Source organism: Sulfurimonas sp. HSL-3221 (assembly GCF_021044585.1).
GTDB classification, from domain to species: domain Bacteria; phylum Campylobacterota; class Campylobacteria; order Campylobacterales; family Sulfurimonadaceae; genus Thiomicrolovo; species Thiomicrolovo sulfuroxydans.
Window position 1 is genome coordinate 200,681 of sequence record NZ_CP087998.1, and the last position, 20,779, is coordinate 221,459.

General features: G+C 45.8%; 10 protein-coding genes. 9 read left to right on the forward strand and 1 reads right to left on the reverse strand.

Going from position 1 to position 20,779, the window contains the following annotated elements; genetic code table 11:
• Window positions 1–34: 34 nt before the first annotated feature.
• The 5 genes from LOH54_RS01060 (at window position 35) to LOH54_RS01080 (ending at window position 6,087) form a co-directional block, all read left to right on the forward strand.
• The gene (locus tag LOH54_RS01060) at window positions 35–772 is read left to right on the forward strand and encodes a TnsA endonuclease N-terminal domain-containing protein (RefSeq protein ID WP_231019770.1); all 738 of its coding nucleotides are present in this window, start codon (window positions 35–37) and stop codon (window positions 770–772) included.
• Complete coding sequence (locus LOH54_RS01065; RefSeq protein WP_231019772.1) at window positions 762–2,651, forward strand: TnsB C-terminal domain-containing protein; 1,890 nt, start codon at window positions 762–764, stop codon at window positions 2,649–2,651. The genes LOH54_RS01060 and LOH54_RS01065 overlap by 11 nt, the downstream gene beginning before the upstream one ends.
• Window positions 2,652–2,660: 9 nt before the next feature.
• Window positions 2,661–3,566 carry a TniB family NTP-binding protein gene (locus LOH54_RS01070; RefSeq protein WP_231019774.1) on the forward strand — a complete coding sequence of 302 codons (906 nt, stop codon included), beginning with the start codon at window positions 2,661–2,663 and terminating at the stop codon, window positions 3,564–3,566.
• A 5-nt stretch (window positions 3,567–3,571) separates the two neighbouring features.
• The gene (locus LOH54_RS01075; protein WP_231021249.1) at window positions 3,572–4,633 is read left to right on the forward strand and encodes a TniQ family protein; all 1,062 of its coding nucleotides are present in this window, start codon (window positions 3,572–3,574) and stop codon (window positions 4,631–4,633) included.
• 356 nt (window positions 4,634–4,989) lie between these two features.
• Complete coding sequence (locus LOH54_RS01080; protein WP_231019775.1) at window positions 4,990–6,087, forward strand: hypothetical protein; 1,098 nt, start codon at window positions 4,990–4,992, stop codon at window positions 6,085–6,087.
• On the opposite strand, the gene LOH54_RS01085 is transcribed toward LOH54_RS01080, so the two are convergent.
• Window positions 6,088–7,296 (reverse strand): hypothetical protein, encoded by a 1,209-nt coding sequence (locus LOH54_RS01085; RefSeq protein WP_231019777.1) that lies wholly within the window; start codon window positions 7,294–7,296, stop codon window positions 6,088–6,090.
• A gap of 125 nt (window positions 7,297–7,421) precedes the next feature.
• Here LOH54_RS01085 and LOH54_RS01090 point away from each other — a divergent pair, with 125 nt between their 5' ends.
• The 4 genes from LOH54_RS01090 (at window position 7,422) to LOH54_RS01105 (ending at window position 20,772) form a co-directional block, all read left to right on the forward strand.
• Window positions 7,422–7,859, forward strand: a complete 438-nt coding sequence (locus LOH54_RS01090) for a thermonuclease family protein (protein WP_231019779.1) — start codon at window positions 7,422–7,424, stop codon at window positions 7,857–7,859.
• A gap of 18 nt (window positions 7,860–7,877) precedes the next feature.
• Window positions 7,878–8,132 carry a hypothetical protein gene (locus tag LOH54_RS01095; protein WP_231019781.1) on the forward strand — a complete coding sequence of 85 codons (255 nt, stop codon included), beginning with the start codon at window positions 7,878–7,880 and terminating at the stop codon, window positions 8,130–8,132.
• Window positions 8,133–8,461: 329 nt separating this feature from the next.
• The gene (locus LOH54_RS01100) at window positions 8,462–9,319 is read left to right on the forward strand and encodes a hypothetical protein (RefSeq protein ID WP_231019782.1); all 858 of its coding nucleotides are present in this window, start codon (window positions 8,462–8,464) and stop codon (window positions 9,317–9,319) included.
• A 65-nt stretch (window positions 9,320–9,384) separates the two neighbouring features.
• Window positions 9,385–20,772 (forward strand): SpvB/TcaC N-terminal domain-containing protein, encoded by an 11,388-nt coding sequence (locus tag LOH54_RS01105; protein ID WP_283949355.1) that lies wholly within the window; start codon window positions 9,385–9,387, stop codon window positions 20,770–20,772.
• Window positions 20,773–20,779 lie beyond the last annotated feature (7 nt).

Genomic DNA, 20,779 nt, shown 5'->3' on the forward strand with positions numbered 1-20,779 from the left:
TTTGTGCAAAACCTTTACAGAATTCCAATTATTCATGCAACTTCTTGGAAGTGGAAAAATGAAGATTTCATTGAAAAATAGAAAAATCGGATACACCTATGGAAGCATTTCCGGCTATTATGCATTTAGGAAAGAGAAGAGCATAGCGTTTGAGTCGACGCTTGAAAGAGATTTACTTGTTGTACTGGAGTTCTATGATCTGGTACTGGATGTTATAGAGCAACCGGTGACACTAGAGTACTTTGGTGCTGATGGCAACTGCGTGCAATATACGCCGGACTTTCTCGTGCATTTCAAACTTTCTTCCCAAGGCAATGCACGAAAGCCTTATCCAAAGCCAATGCTTATTGAAGTTAAACCATCTAAAAAGCTCAAATCTGACTTCTCCACGCTCCGCCCAAAATTCAAGCTTGCCACAAAATACGCTTTAGAGAATGGATATGTGTTCAAAATCTTCGATGAAAAGAAAATCCGTGGGCAGGCCTTCAAAAACATTAGTTTCTTAGCAAGGTACAAAAACTACGAGTATGATCCTGATGAGCGACATCGCATCATTTCAAATTTAATGATTTTGGGGGAAGTGACTATAGAGAATTTACTCGCATCACTCTACGTCACTGATAGCGAACGGGGTATAGGACTCGGGCATGTATGGCATTTGATCGCGAACAAACACGTAGTATGCGATATAGGGTTGCCTTTGGGCAAGCATACAGTGGTCTGGGCGAAAGAAGAAGAGAATAACTGTTTGGGAGCTCACTATGCATTCTGAGACGGAAGCACATAAACTCGACAGACGCCTTGTAAAAGTTGAAAAAGATGGCTATGTCCAATACCAAGGCGAAGTATATAAAGTGTCACTGATTATCGACCCACACGAGATTGTTGGGATAAATACCAAGACCGGAAGTGCAACAAGGTTATTGGCTAGGGACTTAAAACCAATAGAGTTTAGTGAATCAAGCGGCTATGAGATTATCGACAGGGATATGTTGGATATTTCTGATGAGACTTGGGAAAAAGTAGAGCGCCGATATGAAGGTATCAAACCAATATTGAATGGAGCTTCCAAGGTTGAAATCGAACAACATGCAGAGCAGATGAATGTCCACTATACCACCTTGTATCGATGGTATAAAGAATACAGGGAGAGCGGGACAATTTTAGGTCTTGCACCACGGAAGAAAGGCCCAAAGCCTGGTAAGTCAGGAATCAACAGCCGGGCTGAAGCAATTATCCAGGAAATGATCCAAAAATTCTATTTGACTAAACAACGACCAAACGTATCGTCCATCATCCATAAAGTATTTAATCAGTGCAAGCAGGAGAATGTCACCCCACCCGGCAAGAATACGATTAGAAATAGGATTGCCGGTATTTCAGAATATGAACGACTAAAAAAACAGGGAAATGCGTCGATCGCAAGGGATAAGTTTGAGCCAAAACCTGGGAGCTTTAACGCTGAATACCCGCTGCAGATTGTACAGATTGACCATACCCGTGCCGATGTCATCCTTGTCGATGACGAGACGAGGGCACCTATCGATCGACCATGGCTCACCGTAATGATTGACCTGTATAGTCGAATGGTTGTGGGATTCCATCTGTCCCTAGAAGCCCCCAGTGTTACATCGGATGCATTGTGTATTGCAAACGCAGTGCTTCCAAAAGATCAAATCCTACTTGAACATGGCATTGAGGAGGAGTGGGATGTCTGGGGGTTCCCGCAAACTATTCATTCCGATAATGGTGCAGATTTCAGATCAGAGAGCCTGAAGAGGAGTTGTCTTGTATATGGAATGAATTATATGTTTAGGTCGCCAGGCGTTCCCAGCCTAGGTGGGCATGTCGAAAGAATGATTAAAACAATCATGGATGAAACGCACAATATCCCCGGTACGACGTTTTCAAATATCTTTGAACGCAAGACATATGATTCCGAAGGCAATGCGATGATGACTTTTTCGGAGTACGAAAAGTGGCTATTGCTCTTCCTTACCAAAATATACCATAAGCGTCAGCATCAAACTTTGGGAGTGTCTCCAGAGGCGAAATGGAGAGAGGGCATATTTGGCAGCGCCTTGCATGAAGGCGTGGGGTATCCCCCAAAACCATCCGATCCGCAGACTGTTTTGCTTGACTTCCTGCCAATGGTTATGCGCACCATCCAGCGCAACGGTGTAAATATCGACGGACTGAACTATTATGACCAGTCTCTACGCCCATTCATCAACCAGATTGATCTGCAAACAGGAAAAAAGAAGCAATTCATTTTTAAAAGAGACATTCGCGATATCAGCTTTGTGTGGTTTTATGAGGAAGTGAACCAAGTTTATTACAAAGTGCGTTTGGCTGACATGACCATTCCAAGGATGAGTCTATGGGAGTTGAAAGAAATCAGAAAGAGACTGAAGAATGCAGGTACGCAAGCCATTACGCCGTACAAACTAGCAGAGGCATATGAGGAACTGCATGAACACATCGAAAGTTCTTCACAAAAATCAAAAAAAGCGAGACGGCAGCTTCAGAAAATAAAGAATCAGGAGCATTCTAAGCAGAAAGATCCAAAGCCGATTGTTAAGACAGAAGAGCCGGCAAAAGCCGGGGATGAAAGCCTATGGGATGACGATGACCTTCCCGTTTTTGATTAGGATTGTAGAGTGAGCATCCCATATTCCCATATCCATGACGATTATAAGCATCTACTTGATCTGGATGCAGAACGCCGCATTGCTTCACTTGATGAAGACGTATGGATCAATTACCCAAAAAGCGACAGCGTCATTCAATTGCTAAATAGAATCATCAATATGCCCAAAAAACCCAGGATGCAAGGGTTGTTGATAATTGGAGAAGCAGCTATTGGGAAGACGTCCATCGTCAATAGATTTGCCCAAATGCACCCGGATGTCACTTTTGAAGATGAGGACCGGATAACACATGTGCAACGGCCTGTCATACAGGCTGTAATGCAAAATTCGGATGAACGGGAACTTTACATTGCTATTCTGGAAACGTTCTTAACTCCATTTAGGAAAAACGATACACGCTTGAAGCTGAAATACCAGGCCATTTCTTTGATGCGTGCTTGCCATGTCAAGATGTTGATCCTGGATGAAATCCATAATTTACTACGCGGAACCCCGGTGCAGCAGAGAAGCATCATGGATGTCTTAAAAAACCTTAGCAACGAGCTGATGATACCCATTGTAGGTGTCGGCGTCCACGAAGCAGCACTTGTCTTGGGGTCGGAACCCCAACTCGCGAGCCGCTTCGACATTGCGAGATTGCCTCTGTGGGATATGGACAAAAACTTCAGAGCACTGCTTGTCGCTTTCGAAAAAAGGCTTCCTTTGAAGAAGCCTTCGCATATCGATAGGAAAGAAAAGGCAACACTGATATACCAGTATTGCCAGGGGAATTTGGGGGATCTGCACAGGCTTCTTGTGGAATGCAGTAAAAGCGCGATAGAACGGGGGCTCGAAGAGATCACTGTGGATCTCATTAAAGAAAATCAGTGGGTCATGCGTTCGAATAAACAAAGAGCACGCGAGATACCGCTTTGATCCCTGTGCGGCCAAAACCCTGGGAGGATGAGATTCTGAGCTCTTGGTTGATTCGCTGTTCCATTATGAACGGGAGTGATCCCACCAGTTTTGCGGATGCGATTTGGCCGAAGTCCAGGATGTGGACCAAGGATATGGATCGATTCTTGCCGGAGGATAAAGTATATGCTTTGTCTGAAGCTACCTCGTTATCCCCTGGAGAGATCGTTGGGATGACACTGGCCGGCGTAATAGAAAAAGTAACCCACCTCTCCCGAATGAAACCAACCATAGCATGGCCATGGGTTATTCCAACTGGTAGCCGCAGCAGAAAACGAGTAAATGGTCTTCACTTTTGTCCAAAGTGTCTTGGACTTTCGACTGTCTATTTCAAGAAGCAGTGGCGCCTCTCATGGAACGTCGCCTGTCCTCATCACAGCATTCTGCTACATATTCATTGCCCTGCATGCCATTCCGTATTTTCCCCCCAGCTGGTGCAATATGATGATGGTGACGTCTCCAAGTGTCATATGTGTGGTTATGACTTGAAATCGACCAGCTCCTTGCCGGCAAACGAGATGGCTTTGGATCTACAGGAGTATCTCAATGCAATAGCTATAAATGATCAATATGCAAAAGATGTTTTTCCCTTGCTGGAGGGGAAAACACATTTGGTTTTTGCGACCGTGAGATTACTAATGCGTTTTTTTCGCAGAGCCGATCGTTGCCAGGCTGTTCAGAGGGTCGTGGGTAGGCTCGACGGGCAAGAAGAAAGGCGCTTGAAACATGCCGGCAATCTACTTGATATGGCTGGCGTAGATGAGCGGCACTACCTGTTGACTCTTGTCGGAAAGCTCTGCAAAATGCAGCATAACGATGTTCTTTTTATTTTACGCGAGGAAGGCGTAACGCGTCAAATGTTTGAAAGAACAAAGTGCGAGTTGGAATCGACGATAGACGACATAATGGGTGCTCTGAAAGACAACGTAAGAGGAGAAGTGCATCGGAAGTTGTCAACGAGATCTTTAGAGCCAAAGAGCAAGCGTGAGATCGAAATTAAAATGGACGAGCTCAGGAGATATCTGTGAAAGAAACTCATTGCAGCAGTTGTGCAAAAGTACTGGATGGAGAGTGGTCGTACAGATACAGAGGAGAGCGTTTCTGCCGCCAATGTTTTGAATCGAATTTTACCTTGCGAACATGCACAAAATGTGGCCGAAAAAAGAAAGTTCACAACGATCTAGTGGTTGCTGTTTGCAAGATATGCCAAGTTAAAAATTCCCCGTGTATAAGATGTGGGAAGACTGACTATACGCCAGGATTGATCAGTGGACAAGGACCGGTATGCAACTCATGCTCAAAGTATTTTCGCCCCTATAAAACTTGTACAGAGTGCGGAAAAACTACATACACTGTCTCTAATAGAACATTTAACGATGGAAAGGTGGCACTTGTTTGCCAATCTTGCTACAACAAGCACTTGCCTGTCTGCTCTCAATGCAGAAAACAGAGAAAGGCTTATACATATGATGATGAACAAAAGCCAGTATGCCGGATTTGTGCGTTGGAGGGAACACGGACATGCAAAGTTTGTGGCGAGGAATTCCCTGCAGGCGTTGGTCGTATTTGCACGTCGTGCAGCAGTAACAACTCGTTAGGCCGCCAGATTGATTTTGGTCAGCATGCCTTGTCACCCTTTATGGCCGAATATTTTACACAATTTTCACAGTGGCTTGTGAAAAGAAGAGGCTCGCAGTTCGCTTCCAATAAGATCAAGCAATATTTTCCTTATTTCTTTGACCTGGATCGTTTTGCAGAAGAGCTAGAAAGGCATCCATCTTACGAAGAACTCGTTGACCGTTTCACGGTGGCCAGAACACGTCAAAATCTTCTTGTGAGCATTTTTCTGGATGAGATCGGAGTGATCAGAATTGACAAGAGAGTACAGGAAGAATACTCCAACATGGATATGATTGAACGTTATCTCGGTAGATTCCCTAAGAAGACTTGGCAAGCGGATATGCTTCATAAATATTCTGAACACTTGCATACAAAGCTTCAAAACGACCAAACGACGGTACGGTCAATACGGTTAGCATTAGGTGGCGCCGTAAATTTATTGCATTACTGCAGGCATTTTGTGCCGGTCGAATTATCCAATAAAGCCCTGCATGGGTACCTATGGAAATTCCCTGGACAAAGGGGTACTTTGACAGGGTTCGTCAATTTCGTAAACAGCGGATATTCAATAGACCTCCAGCTTCCAAACGCGGGCAAGACAATACTGCATACTCCAACTAAAAGCCGCCAATTGCTTGAGCGTCTCTTTTTGGAGGCACTTAGAAGCGGAGAACAGGATCTAAGCAGTGTTGTCAAGAAGACTGTACTCGCTATAGAGTATCTGCATCATGTCGGTATTCCGGACAATGTTGTAATTGAACTACGTGACATAAAAAGATCAAAAAAGGATAGCAGCTGGAGTGTACGTTTGGCAGGAAGGGAGTTTTATTTGCCGGAGGAGGTCACTCCTGCGGCAAAATGATCATTTATCCTTGCAGAACGCTTCGTGGAATGAATGATATTCACTAATCAGGTGTATATCTCTCAAAGAAGCTTTTTCGTTTTTCTTGTGGCGCAATTTTGTTGATCTCAAAAGCATATTGACATATGTTGGATAAGTTGCGTTACCATCGCATATTTTTTTTAGAGAAGAGCTATTTTTATCTTGTACAATTTCCTGGACCACTTCCTTTGGGTAATAATAGACGATGTTGTCTCTAATGCCCATCATGAGAATAATCTGCGATTGGTTTTGATCAGAAAACTGAACCTCTTGAATGGCCGGTAAAGTAGATTCCATGGTATAGCTTTCTACAGCCATATCAACCAGGTAATCTTTAAAAAGAGGGTCGTCAACTTTGAGATAAGTCGCTCTCACAAAATTCACCCCTGAAATCATCAATGTAATAGCTAGAAAAATCATTGCTCCTGCTGTAATAGTGACTAACGCACTTTTGATGGAATCAAGCAAACTAGGTTTGCATTTGATGATATATTGTTTGCTCATCTTTTCAAGCACATGTAGTGGGAGTACTCCACCACCTCCCATGACGAGTGTATACGCAAGTATCAAGCCGCCAATGAATAGAAGGGTTTCTTCTGCAATCAGAACGACCGATTCAATTGAGATGGAATGTAGTGGGAATCCGAAGATTAATAGTCTGACAACAATGCTCACGACGACAATAGAAAACATCGCAATGAACAAACTCAGTACATTGCCAATCGATAGCTTGTTTTTTACTTCGTCGATGAAGTGTCTGATCGGGTTGGTGTCAGTGAATTTTTTTGTTTCGGACTCAAAGGGACAAAGATGTTTCTTGATTACTGCAGCACTCTTTTTGTCTTTGACTGGTACTACAAACAAATCAATGAGCAGGTTCTTCCGGTCTTGTCTTGGTTCAAGAAACGAGTGCAGTCCAGACTTAAACTCCATGCGCATGATGTCCTCAAACAAATTAGGCCTATTCCCCGATATGGCTTGCATTGTAAAAATGATGCTGTTGGTTATTTGATCGGTAACACATATAAAGAAAAATACTTCTGGCCGCTTGCCATCTTTGGGGGTATCCAAAAAGGAAAGGGTGTAATTGTGCTGATAGGCCAGGAACTTTTCTACTGTTGTAGATGTGTGGTATTGACCATATGCACTACATAGTTTCACGAAGTCTTTCATATAATTGTCTGTCATAGAACCCTCCAATGTTTTTTGTGCCTGCAATATAGCAAATAGATAAAATATTGTTCAAAAATATTTCATATTGCATCTTGTGGTATCACATATTGTGTTTTAGATAGTCGATACAAGGAAATGAAATGATAAAAACTCTTGCCATACTCTTACTATTGACAGCTTTACTATCAGCAATATCCATTCATGAGAAAGATTTTGGGAATGTCCGGATTGCAGAAGTGACAAGTATTTATGATGGGGACACATTTAGGGTGAATATATTAGGTTATCCCGGAATTATAGGAGAACGCATCCCCATTCGGCTAAACGGCATTGATACGCCCGAGATAAGAGGGAAGTGTGATAAAGAAAAAATCCTGGCACGCAAAGCAAAGCAGTACACTGTACATGCCTTGAGGGCTGCGAATACGATTGAATTAAGGCATATGAAACGAGGAAAGTATTTTCGAATTGTTGCAGATGTCTATGTGGATGGGAGAAGTCTCGCTCGGGGACTGATAACCAGTGGTTTTGCCGTGCCTTACGATGGTGGTAGAAAGACAAAAGACTGGTGTGAGTAAAAAGGTTGACTAGTTATCATGAAGGTTGAAATTCCTACGATTTCGGATCTTAGAAACTCTCAAGTAATCGGATTGGGGAATGAGGTGCTGGCTAGAGGAGTCTCGGTTTATGTCAGACCCCTGGGTATGGCATTGGGGGAGGATGAAATGGTCAAACTCTGCCCAGACGGCAAATGTCAAATTGTACACATTGATGAAGAATTTCATGAGGTCGTTCTTAGCAAGGTGGATGAACATAATCACATCAAGAGAGTATTCGAAGACTCCTTCTAAAGTTTAACACCTAGATGGTGCGTATGCAGATTTTCAGCCGGACTGCAGGCTGGAACATTCGTGTCAATGATGAATGAAAATTGCAAGCACACTGTTTGACTCATTCAAGCTCTAGAGTTGTATAAAAGAACAACCAAGTATAGGGCACACTAACATATATCTTCACATTAATAAATTTATTTCCATACTGTTACAGTGATACATAATTAAGTAAATAATTAGAAACAAACATATACTATTGTGAAAAATTAATTAAAATAACCAAAATAAATCTACTATGTTTCTTCAAATGATGACGGATTTTGTAGTAGAGAAAGGTTCAATGAGTAATGATCAGGCATTTTTCCAAACAGACCAGTTTATTATTACTGTCAGGGGTGAGTCTAGCTTTTATAGGTTGTAATAGCGGTGATAGCGATCATCAGGCGAGCGTTAATATTGACACGAGTAATCAGCAGCTCTTAGTTGCTACACTTTTCGATTCTATAGACAGTACTACGCCACAACTCCCCTCTGTGAAAGAGACAAAAACACCGGATCCCTCTTCGATGTCATATGCTGAAGCGCTTGCAAGTATCAAAGGAGAATCAGATTCAAAAAAAGAGACGGTCTCGACTTGCAGTGGAGGGGGAATGATATATTCCAACGGTTCGGAAGGCAGCGCAGAACTAAGCTATGAGAACTGTGTAGAAGGAACGACAACGACGAATGGAAAGATTACAGTCATTTATGACGATACGACCGGAAGCGTCAGCTATACATTGTCGGACTATAGTTTGGAAAATAGCAGTACCTCTTACAAAACACCCAAGACGACATACACTCTTTCTAGCGGCCACATTGCTTATGTCACTTCGGGTGAGAGAACCATTGATGGCAAAAAGGTCGAGTTTGACCAATACAAATATGCGCTTGATATTGTCGGTGACACGATGCGTATCGCAGTGAACGGATATTTGAAAACCGATGCCGTCGGCGATTGGATGGGCGTCAAGACCGAGAAAGCAATGCAATTCAAAGAGGGTGTTTGCCCTGATTCAGGTGACATGGCGCTTCTTGGCAGTGGATCCACCTTGGAACTTAAGTTTAGTGAGGACCACAGCATTGGCCTTTACCTGAATGATGAGTTGACTAAAAGCTTTGGCGACTGCAATGTGCTTCCGGTTCTATCAGAAGCCGGTGCTTGAATTACAACACTCCCAATTTTTACAATTTAACACTACCGACATAATACGAAATTAAAAGGATGAGAATGTTTCATTTTATGAGAAAGCTTTCAACAGTCATTTCCCCGGTGCTCGCTTCGGTCTTTCTTTTTTCCTCTACGATAGGCACTGCCCAGGCATCTGTAAGGAGTGTGACCGCTCCTTTTCTTTTGGGGGCACAGCAAAATTCTCATAAGGAATCAGACCCATCTTTACTGATGTTTGATGGAAATAATCATTCTGTTTTTTCACCTGAAAAAGCTGTACTGGTTGAACGTGATTTCAATGCTCCGGTACTCCTGAAAGGTTTGAAGCTTCTAGGGGGAACAGACTACGAAATCAGCGTTGACTACTTCATCAATGGAGTATGGGAACAGTGCCAGGCGTGGAGTGGTCTTAAACAACCTTCTTCTCAGTGGCATACTTATTCCGTGGCAGAACCGATTGCCGCTGAAAAAATCCGTATTTCAATGGTTCCTTCGAAAAAAAATGGCAGAGGTGTAGGAGAGATTCAATTCTTGTCTGACCAGAAGATAGAAAACTCTTCCAGTCGCGTTTTCGATGATACGGGTATCAAAGATGGATACCGTAACGTCTATCCAATGCAAAAGTCAGTGAAACAGGAGTATGGCAGCACGACGTTTGCGTTGACGACGGCGTTGCATGCTGGCCAGATCGCCCGCGCATGGCTGGAGTATGACGTGGAGGGCGTCAGTGGCGGCGCCAGCGTGATCCGAGCTATTAACGACGAACTCGCTTTGGGCGGTTTACTAATACAGGCGACAAGCACGAATGGGGCAAAGAAGAAGGTTCATGTCCGCGAAGAGATTAATCCGGAATCACTCCATGCCGGCTTTAACCGAGTCAAATTCATCAATCATGAGAGAGGAGAGATTCCTGAACCTTACTCAGTAAGCAATGCAGTGCTTTCCCTTTCGACTGCCAAGAAGCTTGAGCAAACTGCGGGTGCTCGCCTTGCAGTGTTCACGCCCCAGAAGGGCCTATCATATAAAGAGTATGCCTATATTCGGGGGTTTGTACAGGCAAATGGCCAAAACATCAAAAAAGTGACGGTTGACGGGAAGGCTGTACCTGTCAACGGGGGAGCTTTTGAGAGTCTCGTCAAGGTAAAGGGCACAAAAGAAGTTGTAGTCCACGCAGTGATGGAAAATGGCACCACGTTAAACGAAAAGGTCGCAGTCAATACGACGCTAGCCCTTATGCAAGCAAAAAGCGTGCAACTCAGCGAGAGCGGTGTCGCGCTTCTCAGTGGAAAGCAGCCCGTCTTGCAAACCCGAAGCGTCTTGGCAAGAGCTGGGAAGACAACTCGTATTACATTGGGTGAAGCAACGCTTGAGGTACAGAAGCAGGCATTGAAAGCAAATCGCCAAATCAAGGTCTCTACTCTTGGAGAGAGGGATCTCCCCCCGCTGGATCCAGGCATGGTCAATGTCACCAAAGATCAGCAGGGTTATCGCTTCTTGCCACATGGAACCAAGTTCGATAAGGAAAACCGGCTGGAGTTGGCTTACGACGAGAGTAAGCTTCCAAAGGGGAGTAGCGCCAAAGATGTCAAGACATATTTCTTTGACGAAGAGACCGGGCGATGGCTGCCTCTGCCGAAAGTAGCGGCTGCATCGGGAGTAGTTGCCTCGACAACTACCCACTTTACGGATATGATCAATGCCGTCATTAAAACTCCCGATGCCCCGCAGGCAAAGGCATATGGCGCTACGCAGATTAAAGATCTAAAAGTGGCGAATCCTGGCGCAAAGATCAATCTTATCCAGCCACCGAAGGCGTCAACGCAGGGGGATGCGCAATTGAGTTATCCTCTGGAGATTCCTGGCGGAAGACACGGCATGATGCCGCAGCTAAATGTCAACTATAGTTCCGGTTCTTCGAATTCATGGATGGGACTTGGATGGAACCTTTCGACACCGAGTGTCGGTATTGATACGAGGTGGGGTGTACCGCACTATTACGATGATAATGAAAGTGAAACATATATGCTTGGAGGGCAGCAGCTTGCTCCCCAGGCGCATCGTAGTGCACCGGTTTCCCGGACATCCGAGAAGCGTTTTTACCCTCGTGTAGAGGGGACATTCAATAAAGTTGTCAGGCACGGGAGTGATCCGAAGCACTATTGGTGGGAAGTGACGTCTAAAAATGGTGCAAAGAGCTTTTATGGGGGTAAACCATCTAGCGGGGTCGACCATGCAGCGGTGTTAACCGATTCGTTTGGCAATATTGGACATTGGGCGCTTGTACAGTCAATCGACGTCTATGGCAATACTGTGAATTATACGTACGAGAAGGTGCGGGATTCCGGTATGGGTGATGGAAAAGGAGGCGTTGATGGATTCGAACTTTATGTTAAGAAAATCAATTATACCGGATTCAACGGAGATGACGGGGCATATGACGTTGTGTTCATCCGTGACCGGGATCTGCAAGAGCCCCGCCGAGACGATATTACGATAAGTGCAAGACTAGGCTTTAAACGGGTTACTGCAGATCTCTTGAGAAAAGTGGAAATCCGTTTCCAGGAAACTACGTTCCGCACATATTCATTTGAATATACGAAGGGTGCCTTCGAGAAGACGCTTCTCAAAAAGATTGAACAATACGATGCGGAAGGGTCACTCTTTAACACCCATACATTCAATTATTTTGACGATGTCCGGAAAGACGGCAAATACGCACCGTTCGAAAAGGAGAAGAAGCAGTGGTCTGTGGACCCTGTTGCTTACGACGCCGTACCTTCCAATGAAACGACAGTTCCTGCGGCACCTTTGGTTACTACAAGTACATCCGGATCGGCAACGACAACGCCGATGGCGACACCATCGTCTGTGGTTTCCACTTCGAGTACAGAGACCAGTATTAAAGGGCTGATGGAAGCCCTCTCCCATGTGAATGAACATTCGCGTCTCAACCTTGATCTTGAGGGTATCGTATCCAAGGGGAATGCCCTGGCGGAAGGCTTAAGTAGCAAAAGTGGATTTGAGCATGTTCAGGTGTCCGTGCAGGGTGTTGATGACGAAGCCATTGCGGAAACAGCCCGTGACGGCGTAGCGGACCTGATATATTCCAGCGGGGATGACACAGCGCTGGATTACATCCGTGTCTGGCAAGCACCTTTTGCTGGGACGGTCGCTATTGATGCTCCGCTTGCCCTTGTTTCCGTGGGGACAAACGACCAAGCAGATGGTGTGCGCGTCTCGGTGCAACACCAGGATCGTGAGGTTTGGAATACAGTAATTGCTCCGGACGATTTCAACGTCAAATACCCTGAAGGCACTGATGCAATCATTGTTCAAAAAGACGATTTGATTCTTTTCAGAGTTCATGGCCTTTCTAACGGGTTTAATGACGTCGTTTCATGGAGCCCTGCGGTTTCGTATTTGGATAAACCCGTAGGCACGTTTGACGCGAACAACCTACCTCTGTATGACTACAGCTATACGAAAGAATTCCTTCCGTTGGCTGCTGCTGCCGACTTGCCTTACAGCGGTACCATTATTGTACAAGGAGAAATTCTCAAAGAATCCCTTTCGGATGATGTCAACCTTTCGCTTGTGAAATACAGTGCGGCTTCAGATCAAAGCAGTGTCCTGTGGAGCTATGCCAGTAAGGCACAGAATAAGCTGCAAGAAGAACCGGAATATGGCGAATTCGATGTTGAAGCGGGAGACAAGGTATTTGCTGTCGTTTCCACGCAAAGTCCTATCGATGCAAAAGCGATTGTTTGGAAACCGGTTGTTACATACAAAAGTATGAAGAAACGTTTCATCGACCGGGTGATCCTCGGAGATGTCGATCTGCCGGCTTTGGCCACGGAGATTCGGCCCGCCTTTACACTTTACCGTCCCTTGAAAGAGAGTACGGCCTGGAGCGTGCCGTCAGATGGAACGATGCTTTTCGACGCAGCAGTACCAGGAACATGGGATGGAGCAGAACCGTTAAACTTCACTGTCAAGTCCGGCGGCGAACTGCTGGCCAAGCAGCAAATAACAATGCAAACATTAATGACTGGGGCCTATAAGCCGTTGAGTGTTGACGTTACCCAAGGGCAGGACGTCTATGTCGATTATAGCAGTCTTGGAACGGTGTCCGGCGTCGAAACAACTTATTGGCATCCGGACGCAACGTTGAACGGCAAAACTGTCGAGTTTGATGCGGCGGGTCTTTCCGAATTGCCACTTAACTACGAGGTCTTCTACCGCGGCTGGGGAGAATACGTCTTTATGGCGGCAGATGGGGACAACATTTCACCGGTGAAGGTTGCTGACCTCATGGGGGCTGTTTCGGATCCAACGCGTACACTGCAGAGTGCCAACGCTGCTACCGATAGCAATAGTACTGCTGCGACCGATGAAGGGGCAAGTACTGCATCGGTAACTGCGCCGGCACTGAGAAGTGCGATTGTCAACGGACAGAAGGTTTATGTTATTCAGTCTGCTCCGGAGGTGAAGAGCAGCAGCGTGATATCGCAGATCGGGTTCCTCTCGGCTTTGAGCGGTTCTATTTCAAAAACCAAGACGCTCAGTGCTTCAGCAACGGTTGGGCCTGTCGGCGACACGAATTCCAAAACGTTTACTGTCGGGGGCAAGGCTGGATCCAGCTGGACCGAAGATAACGGCGTACTAGCTTTTGTCGATATTGATGGCGACTCCTTGCCAGATCAGGTATTTGACGATGGCGATCACCTCAAATACAAAAAGAACCTTTCACACTCCGGGATTGAACGCTTTGGCGTCGCCAAACTGATTTATGGAGTAGGTGCCTTCCACCACAGTAAGTCGAATTCTTCAAACAGGGGTGCAGAAGCACACTATTATGCGTTTGCCGGCGTAAATAAAAGCAAGACAACGACGACAACGGATATCTATTTCTCCGATGTAAACGGTGATGGTCTGATTGATGTAGTAAAAAAAGGAGTCGTCTATTACAACCATATCGACAGCGAAGGCAAGCCGATCTTTACCCTAAACAGTGCAGATACTCCCAACCCGATTGCGCAGAGCGGCTCGGTGAATTCCGAGGGGTGGATCCCGGAACAAACCGCTGAAGAACGTGCCCAGCTGGACAGCGAAAACCCGCTGCATGATACTGTCAAAGTATGGGAGGCGCCGGAGGCGGGGGTTGTCTCAATCTATGCACCGGTAAATCTCATTCAGGATACCAGTGAAGAGCGGCCGGATTATCTGAAAGCTGATGGTGTTATGGTTTCAATCGAACACAGGGAAGTTACGCTTTGGAGTGAGAAGATTGCCTCTGACGATTATGCTACCAAGACTCCGACCGGCGTTAGCTCCGTTGCGGTGCAACAGGGTGATCGTATCTATTTCCGCGTCGATTCAATTAATGATGGCATGTACGATAAGGTGAGTTGGGCACCAATTATCTCCTATACGGATAAAACTGACCGCCTTGACGCAAATAACTTGCCGGTTTACCAATACGATGCCAAAGAGGATTTTCTTCTCTCCGGGTACGACGTTACGATGCCGATTGAGGGTACAGTTTCCATTCAATCGACATTTAGTAAGACAGTGACAAGTGATGATGTCATCTTACGTTTTGTGAAAGTGGATTCACAGAATGGGGATACAGTGCTCTGGGAGGAGAATATGGGCCGTGGCGCTGAGCAAAATGCTACGGTCGTCCTGCCAAACCGAGATGTGTTGAAAGAGGAAAAATACCGCTTTGAAGTCGTTTCAGACACCAACGTAGATTGGTCGAAGGTCGTGTGGACTCCAACAGTAGTTTACGTCGCCTCACCCGAAAATATCACTCTTTTCGATGAGAACAACGTAGCCCTCTTGAAACTTCATGCAACACCTACAGTACAGACTTTTTCTACTGAGTATGTTGCTTCCATTCCATGGGTTCCGGATGCGAACATGTCTTCGGCAAAGATCAAACCGTTACTGGTGTTGGGGGCATATGATAACGGCCGTGCCGTTTTCAGTATCAAACGAAATGCGGAATTGCTGGGTAAGCAGGTTGTGGAATACCAGGACGGCTCGCTAGTGACCCCGCTGCAGTCATACAACGTTGATTTGACAGACAAGCATGGCATTTATTTTGAGTACCACACCAACGATCGTGATTTCGCGACATTTCTGGGACAAAACGATGCTTCCGTTTCAATCAAAATCGACAACAATATTACCCTGTATCATGAAGCCGGCGTGCATGCACGAAGAGCATTTAGTATTTTTGGTCCAATGTATCGTCATTGGGGGCAGTTCGTTTACAACGCAAATGATGGACGCTCAACTATGCCGATCATGGAAAGTCTCCTGGGCTTCAGTGGTATTAATGGTGGAGGCGCAGGCGCCGGTGCCTTCGACAATGCAAACAGCAAAGACGATCTGCAGAACGCTTTCGACACCTACGGTTATGACCCGGCAACGTCTATGTTCATTATCATGTTCGCCAGAAGCGAAGCTGATCTCTGGCAGGGTGTTGATACCGATACCCAGTTGGGACGCACGACGATCAGTGCATCGCGGCTTGGCCTTAAGAGTATCGAGCAGGACAACCCAATTGCGGTTGATGGTGAAAACGGCGTACCGGTTCGTGGGATTAGCAAGGTGATGAAAAGCGAGGCTCAAGGTTATTCGGCCGGCTTCTTGCTGGGTGTCTCCGTTTCTGATCAGACCAATAAGACGTTAACGGACTTTATCGACATGAATGGGGACCGATACCCGGATATCGTCGGCAATGACCGGCTGCAGTATACGACCCGGTATGGTTCGCTTGATAGTAATATTAGCAGCGGTATTATTGGCGGTTTCCCGACCTACGGAGAGGCGCATTCAGAAACGCTTAGTGCCGGAACGTTTGCTTTCGCTGAGCTCGTGACGTCGGGGAGCTCGAATGCCTACGCCGCTGACAGTAATGACCCAAGTGCCGGTCTTTCCGGTTATGCGGGTTCTTGCGATGATCAAGGCGAATACTCTTATCGGGATATCAATGGGGATGGACTTCCCGACCGCGTTGACAAGAACGGCAATGTACGGTTGAATCTGGGCTACCGCTTTACTGATGTTGCCGAGGAGTGGGGTTATGGAGAGATTCAAACGGGAGAGAGCGAATCCCTTGGTGCTGGCGCGAGTATCAACCTGGTGAATTACAGTATCAGCGCCGGGTTGTCAATCAATACATCTGATAATAAGCACAAACACACACTGAGCGATCTGAATGGTGATGGGTTGATTGACGAGGTTTATATCAATGGTGCCGGTTCAGTCATGGCAAGGATCAACACCGGGAACGGCTATACGGATACAATTGAATGGAGTGGCGCAGGCGGTCTTTATGAGAGCGAGACTCTTAGCGGCGATGCCAATGGCTATATCACCGCTTGTGTCAATATCCCATTGCCTCCGATTCGTTTCTGTGTGAATCCCGGAGGCTCTGTCGGCGAGGGTGGCAGCAGGGACAAAGCTATGCTCAGTGATATTGACGGAGACGGCTATCCTGATTATTTAAGCTCTTCCGATTCGAACAACCTTGCTGTCAAGCGTTCGACTATCGGTAGGACGAATCTTCTTAAAAGTGTTGAGCGTCCACTTGGAGCTGTGATCAATCTTGATTATAAACGCAGTGGAAATACTTACCAAAATCCGCATAGCAAGTGGGTTCTTGATACGGTCGAAGTCTTTGATGGTCATAGCGGAGACGGTGCAGATACTATGAAAAAACGTCTCTACTATAAAGACGGGTATTATGATCGCCATGAACGAGAATTCTATGGCTTCGCATGGGTGACGGCTGTAGATTTAGACACGGCGAATAGCGATAGCGTATATCGTAAAACCGTCAGCCATTATATTAATGGGAACTACTATGAAAAGGGTTTGCTTGATTATTCCAAAGTGATTGACGATGCCAACCGGACTTACGTCGAGAACTTTAATAGTTACAACACTGTGGACATCTTTACTCAGCAGACAATGAGTGATGAGGAGAAAGATGAAGACGGTCGCGTGACATTCCCGCAGCTGCAGCGCCAACAGACGCTGTACTACGAAGGGACAGCCCAGGCTGGTCAGCGCATGGTGTTGGAGTATACATATGATCGGTACGGGAATATACGGACCCAGACGGATTATGGTGAGATGAGTGACCCGTCTGACGATTACAAGGCCTATGTCACTTATTACCAGGATCTTGATGCTTATATCTTATCCGTGCCCCAAACAATACACATTTATGATGCTGGCAACAACCTTTTACGCCACCGTGAAGCGACTGTTAACGAAAGAGGTGCGGTAACGCAAGTGAGAGTTAACTCTGGAGCGGCTCCACTCAATACTGACATGACGTACGATGCATACGGTAACCTTGAAAGCATCACCAACCCACCAAACCATAAGGGACAGCGGTATGCGGTCCATTACGTTATGGACGACGTCGTTAATACATATACGACCGTTATGCATGATAGCTTTGGTTACACCGCCACTGCGGCTTACGATTATAGATTCGGCGTACAGACGAATCAGACTGATATAAATAATCAACCCGTTGTCACTACACTTGATGCAAAGGGACGTGTCGAAACGATCACCGGCCCGCTCGAAGCAGGTACAGGCGATACGACAATTACACATCATTACTACCCGGAGGAAGAGACGCCTTATGCCGTGACAGAGCATTACGACGAAGGCCGTCCGGACACTATTGATACCGTTACTTTCATCGACGGTTTGATGCGGGTTGTCCAAACGAAAAAAGACGCCGCAATAGATGAAGACAAAGATGGAGTGGCACTTGACGGCATGGTTGTATCTGGCCACATAGTGTTTGACAGCTTTGGTCGTACTGTAGCTGTGTACTATCCCGTTTCAGAAATGCCAGCTTCTAAAGAAACGTTCAACACAGACATAGATAATATCGCTCCAACGAGAACGCATTACGATATCCTTGATCGGAAAACGCTAACAACCTTGCCTGACGGTGCTACCCTTGCCAACGCTTATGACTTTGGTGCAGACCGTCAAGGCGTTATGCGCTTCCATACGCTCCGTATTGACGCTAACGGCAACGAGGCTGAAAACTTCAAAGACGTCCGGAATAGGATCACCTCAGTTCTGCAGCACAATCCATTGGCAGAACAAGAAGATATCTGGACGAGCTACAGTTACAATGCGGTAAACGAACTAATCAGCGTTCTTGATGACAAAGAAAATCTTACTCAGGCTGTTTATGACTTGGCTGGCCGACGTACCGACATCAGTAACCCTGATACGGGGTTAATCAAGTCAGTATACGACGCCGCGGGCAATGTAATAGAGAAAATCACTCCAAACCTTCGGGCTACAGGCAAGTCTATCAGCTATGAGTACGATTACAACCGTCTGAGTCATATTGCCTATCCAGAAAACCCGCAGAACAATGCCACTTACACCTACGGGGACGATGCATCGAACTACAACGTTGGACGCGTCATAAGTATTACCGACGGCAGTGGCATACGCCGTTTCGAATACGGTAAGTTGGGTGAGACGACAAAGGAAACGCGTACTCTCTTCACTTTTACAGGCACTGAGCCGAAGACGTATATTACAGGCTACCGGTATGATACATGGAACCGTCTACGGGAGCTTACGTATCCTGATGGTGAAGTACTGACGCATACCTATGACCGCGGTGGAAAATTGAGCGCAATGGAAGGTCGAAAAGGTAGTCATAAATATGACTACCTCAAGACATTGACTTATGACAAGTTTGGTCAACGTGTATTTGTACGTTATGCCAATGATACAACGATGACCTATGCGTACGAACCAGAGCGCAGAAGACTTGCTAACATAGTTGCAGCCAATGATCAGCGGACCTTTATGGACGACGTTTACGCCTATGATGCTATGCAGAATATTCTTGGTATCAACAATAGAGCAGGGGTCCCAGTTGATTCCCCGTATTTCGGCGGTGAGACGCAGCAAAATTTCAGTTATGACAACCTTTATCAGCTTACCGGTGCAAATGGAGATTGGGTTACCCGCCAGGGGCATGAGCATCGCTATGACCTGAAGATGGTCTACGACACTATTGGAAATATCCAGTCGAAAAACCAGCTCCACGAACGTTTGCCGTACGAAGGAGACAAGTGGATTGAGCAGAAAGGGACTAGTTATAACTGGATTTACAGTTATACCGGGATGCAGCCACATGCTGCGAGTAGAATTGGTGAGCGGAAGTTCACCTATGATGCCAATGGAAACCAGATCGGCTGGGAGAACCTCAAGAATCACACCAACAGAGTCATTAAGTGGGATGAGGAGAACCGGATTGCTTCGGTTAGTGACAACGGCGAAACAAGCTACTATGTATATGATGCTGACGGCGAGCGAACTCTCAAACGTACGTCACAGGGCGAGACATTCTACGTTAACCCGTACTACGTGATCAGAGAGGGTGAAGTTTCTAGCAAGCACTTCTTTGTCGGTAGCCAAAGGATTGCTACGAAGCTTGCCAAAAAAGAGTCGGATAACAATGGCAAGGGAAACAGTCAGCCGATTCTGGAAAAAGAGCAGTATTACTACCACCTTGACCATCTGGGAAGCTCAAGTTTCATCTCCGACCGTAACGGAAAAGTATTTGAGCATCTGGAATATTTCCCTTCAGGTGAGACTTTTGGGCATGAGCACTCCAATACCCAAAGAACTCCATACAGGTTTACGGGTAAAGAGTATGATGAGATGACTGGATTGTATTACTTCGGAGCGCGTTATTATGATCCGAGAACTTCTGTTTGGCAAAATCCTGACCAAATACTTTCACGGTATATGAATGGTCAAGGTAATGATGGTGTATATAATCCCCGGAATTTGAATCTTTTTACATATTCTTACAATAACCCTATCGTTCTGTCTGATCCCGATGGGAACATTCCTATCGACACAGTGTGGGATATTGCGAGCGTAGTTTGGGATGTTGGGAAAATAGGTGTAGGATATGCGACAGGAAATCAGAAGCTTGTCGGTGAAGGTGTTGTAGATCTTGCTGCTGATTCAGTTGCAGTATTAATTCCGTATGTTCCGGCTGGGGCAACAAAGCTCGCGCGTAAGGGTGGTGATGCCGTTCAGGCAGCCAAAAAGGTTAATTATTCTAGACCATCAAATTACAGAAAAGGCGTCAGGGACAAAGTTTGGGATAATGCTACAGATTCTAAGACCGGCAGAGTTCGTGATCCTAAAACTGGTCAATTTATGAGTAAAGAAAAGTCATGGGATATGGGGCATAAACCAGGATATGAATTTAGAAAACATCAAAAGAGCGCTGAAGAAAGAGGAATCTCTCGAGAAAAGTTTCTTGATGAACATAATAATCCTGAGCACTACAGACCAGAGCTACCACAAAGTAATCGTAGCCATGCTGGAGAGGATAAAACAGATACATACTTTGGTAATTAAGGAGCAG

Bases quoted from the DNA above. Each gene is read 5' to 3' on its own strand.
- LOH54_RS01060 (WP_231019770.1), top strand. From the start codon at position 35: ATGCAACTTCTTGGAAGTGGAAAAATGAAGATTTCATTGAAAAATAGA.
- LOH54_RS01065 (WP_231019772.1), top strand. From the start codon at position 762: ATGCATTCTGAGACGGAAGCACATAAACTCGACAGACGCCTTGTAAAA.
- LOH54_RS01085 (WP_231019777.1), bottom strand. From the start codon at position 7,296: ATGACAGACAATTATATGAAAGACTTCGTGAAACTATGTAGTGCATAT.
- LOH54_RS01090 (WP_231019779.1), top strand. From the start codon at position 7,422: ATGATAAAAACTCTTGCCATACTCTTACTATTGACAGCTTTACTATCA.
- LOH54_RS01095 (WP_231019781.1), top strand. From the start codon at position 7,878: ATGAAGGTTGAAATTCCTACGATTTCGGATCTTAGAAACTCTCAAGTA.
- LOH54_RS01100 (WP_231019782.1), top strand. From the start codon at position 8,462: ATGATCAGGCATTTTTCCAAACAGACCAGTTTATTATTACTGTCAGGG.
- LOH54_RS01105 (WP_283949355.1), top strand. From the start codon at position 9,385: ATGTTTCATTTTATGAGAAAGCTTTCAACAGTCATTTCCCCGGTGCTC.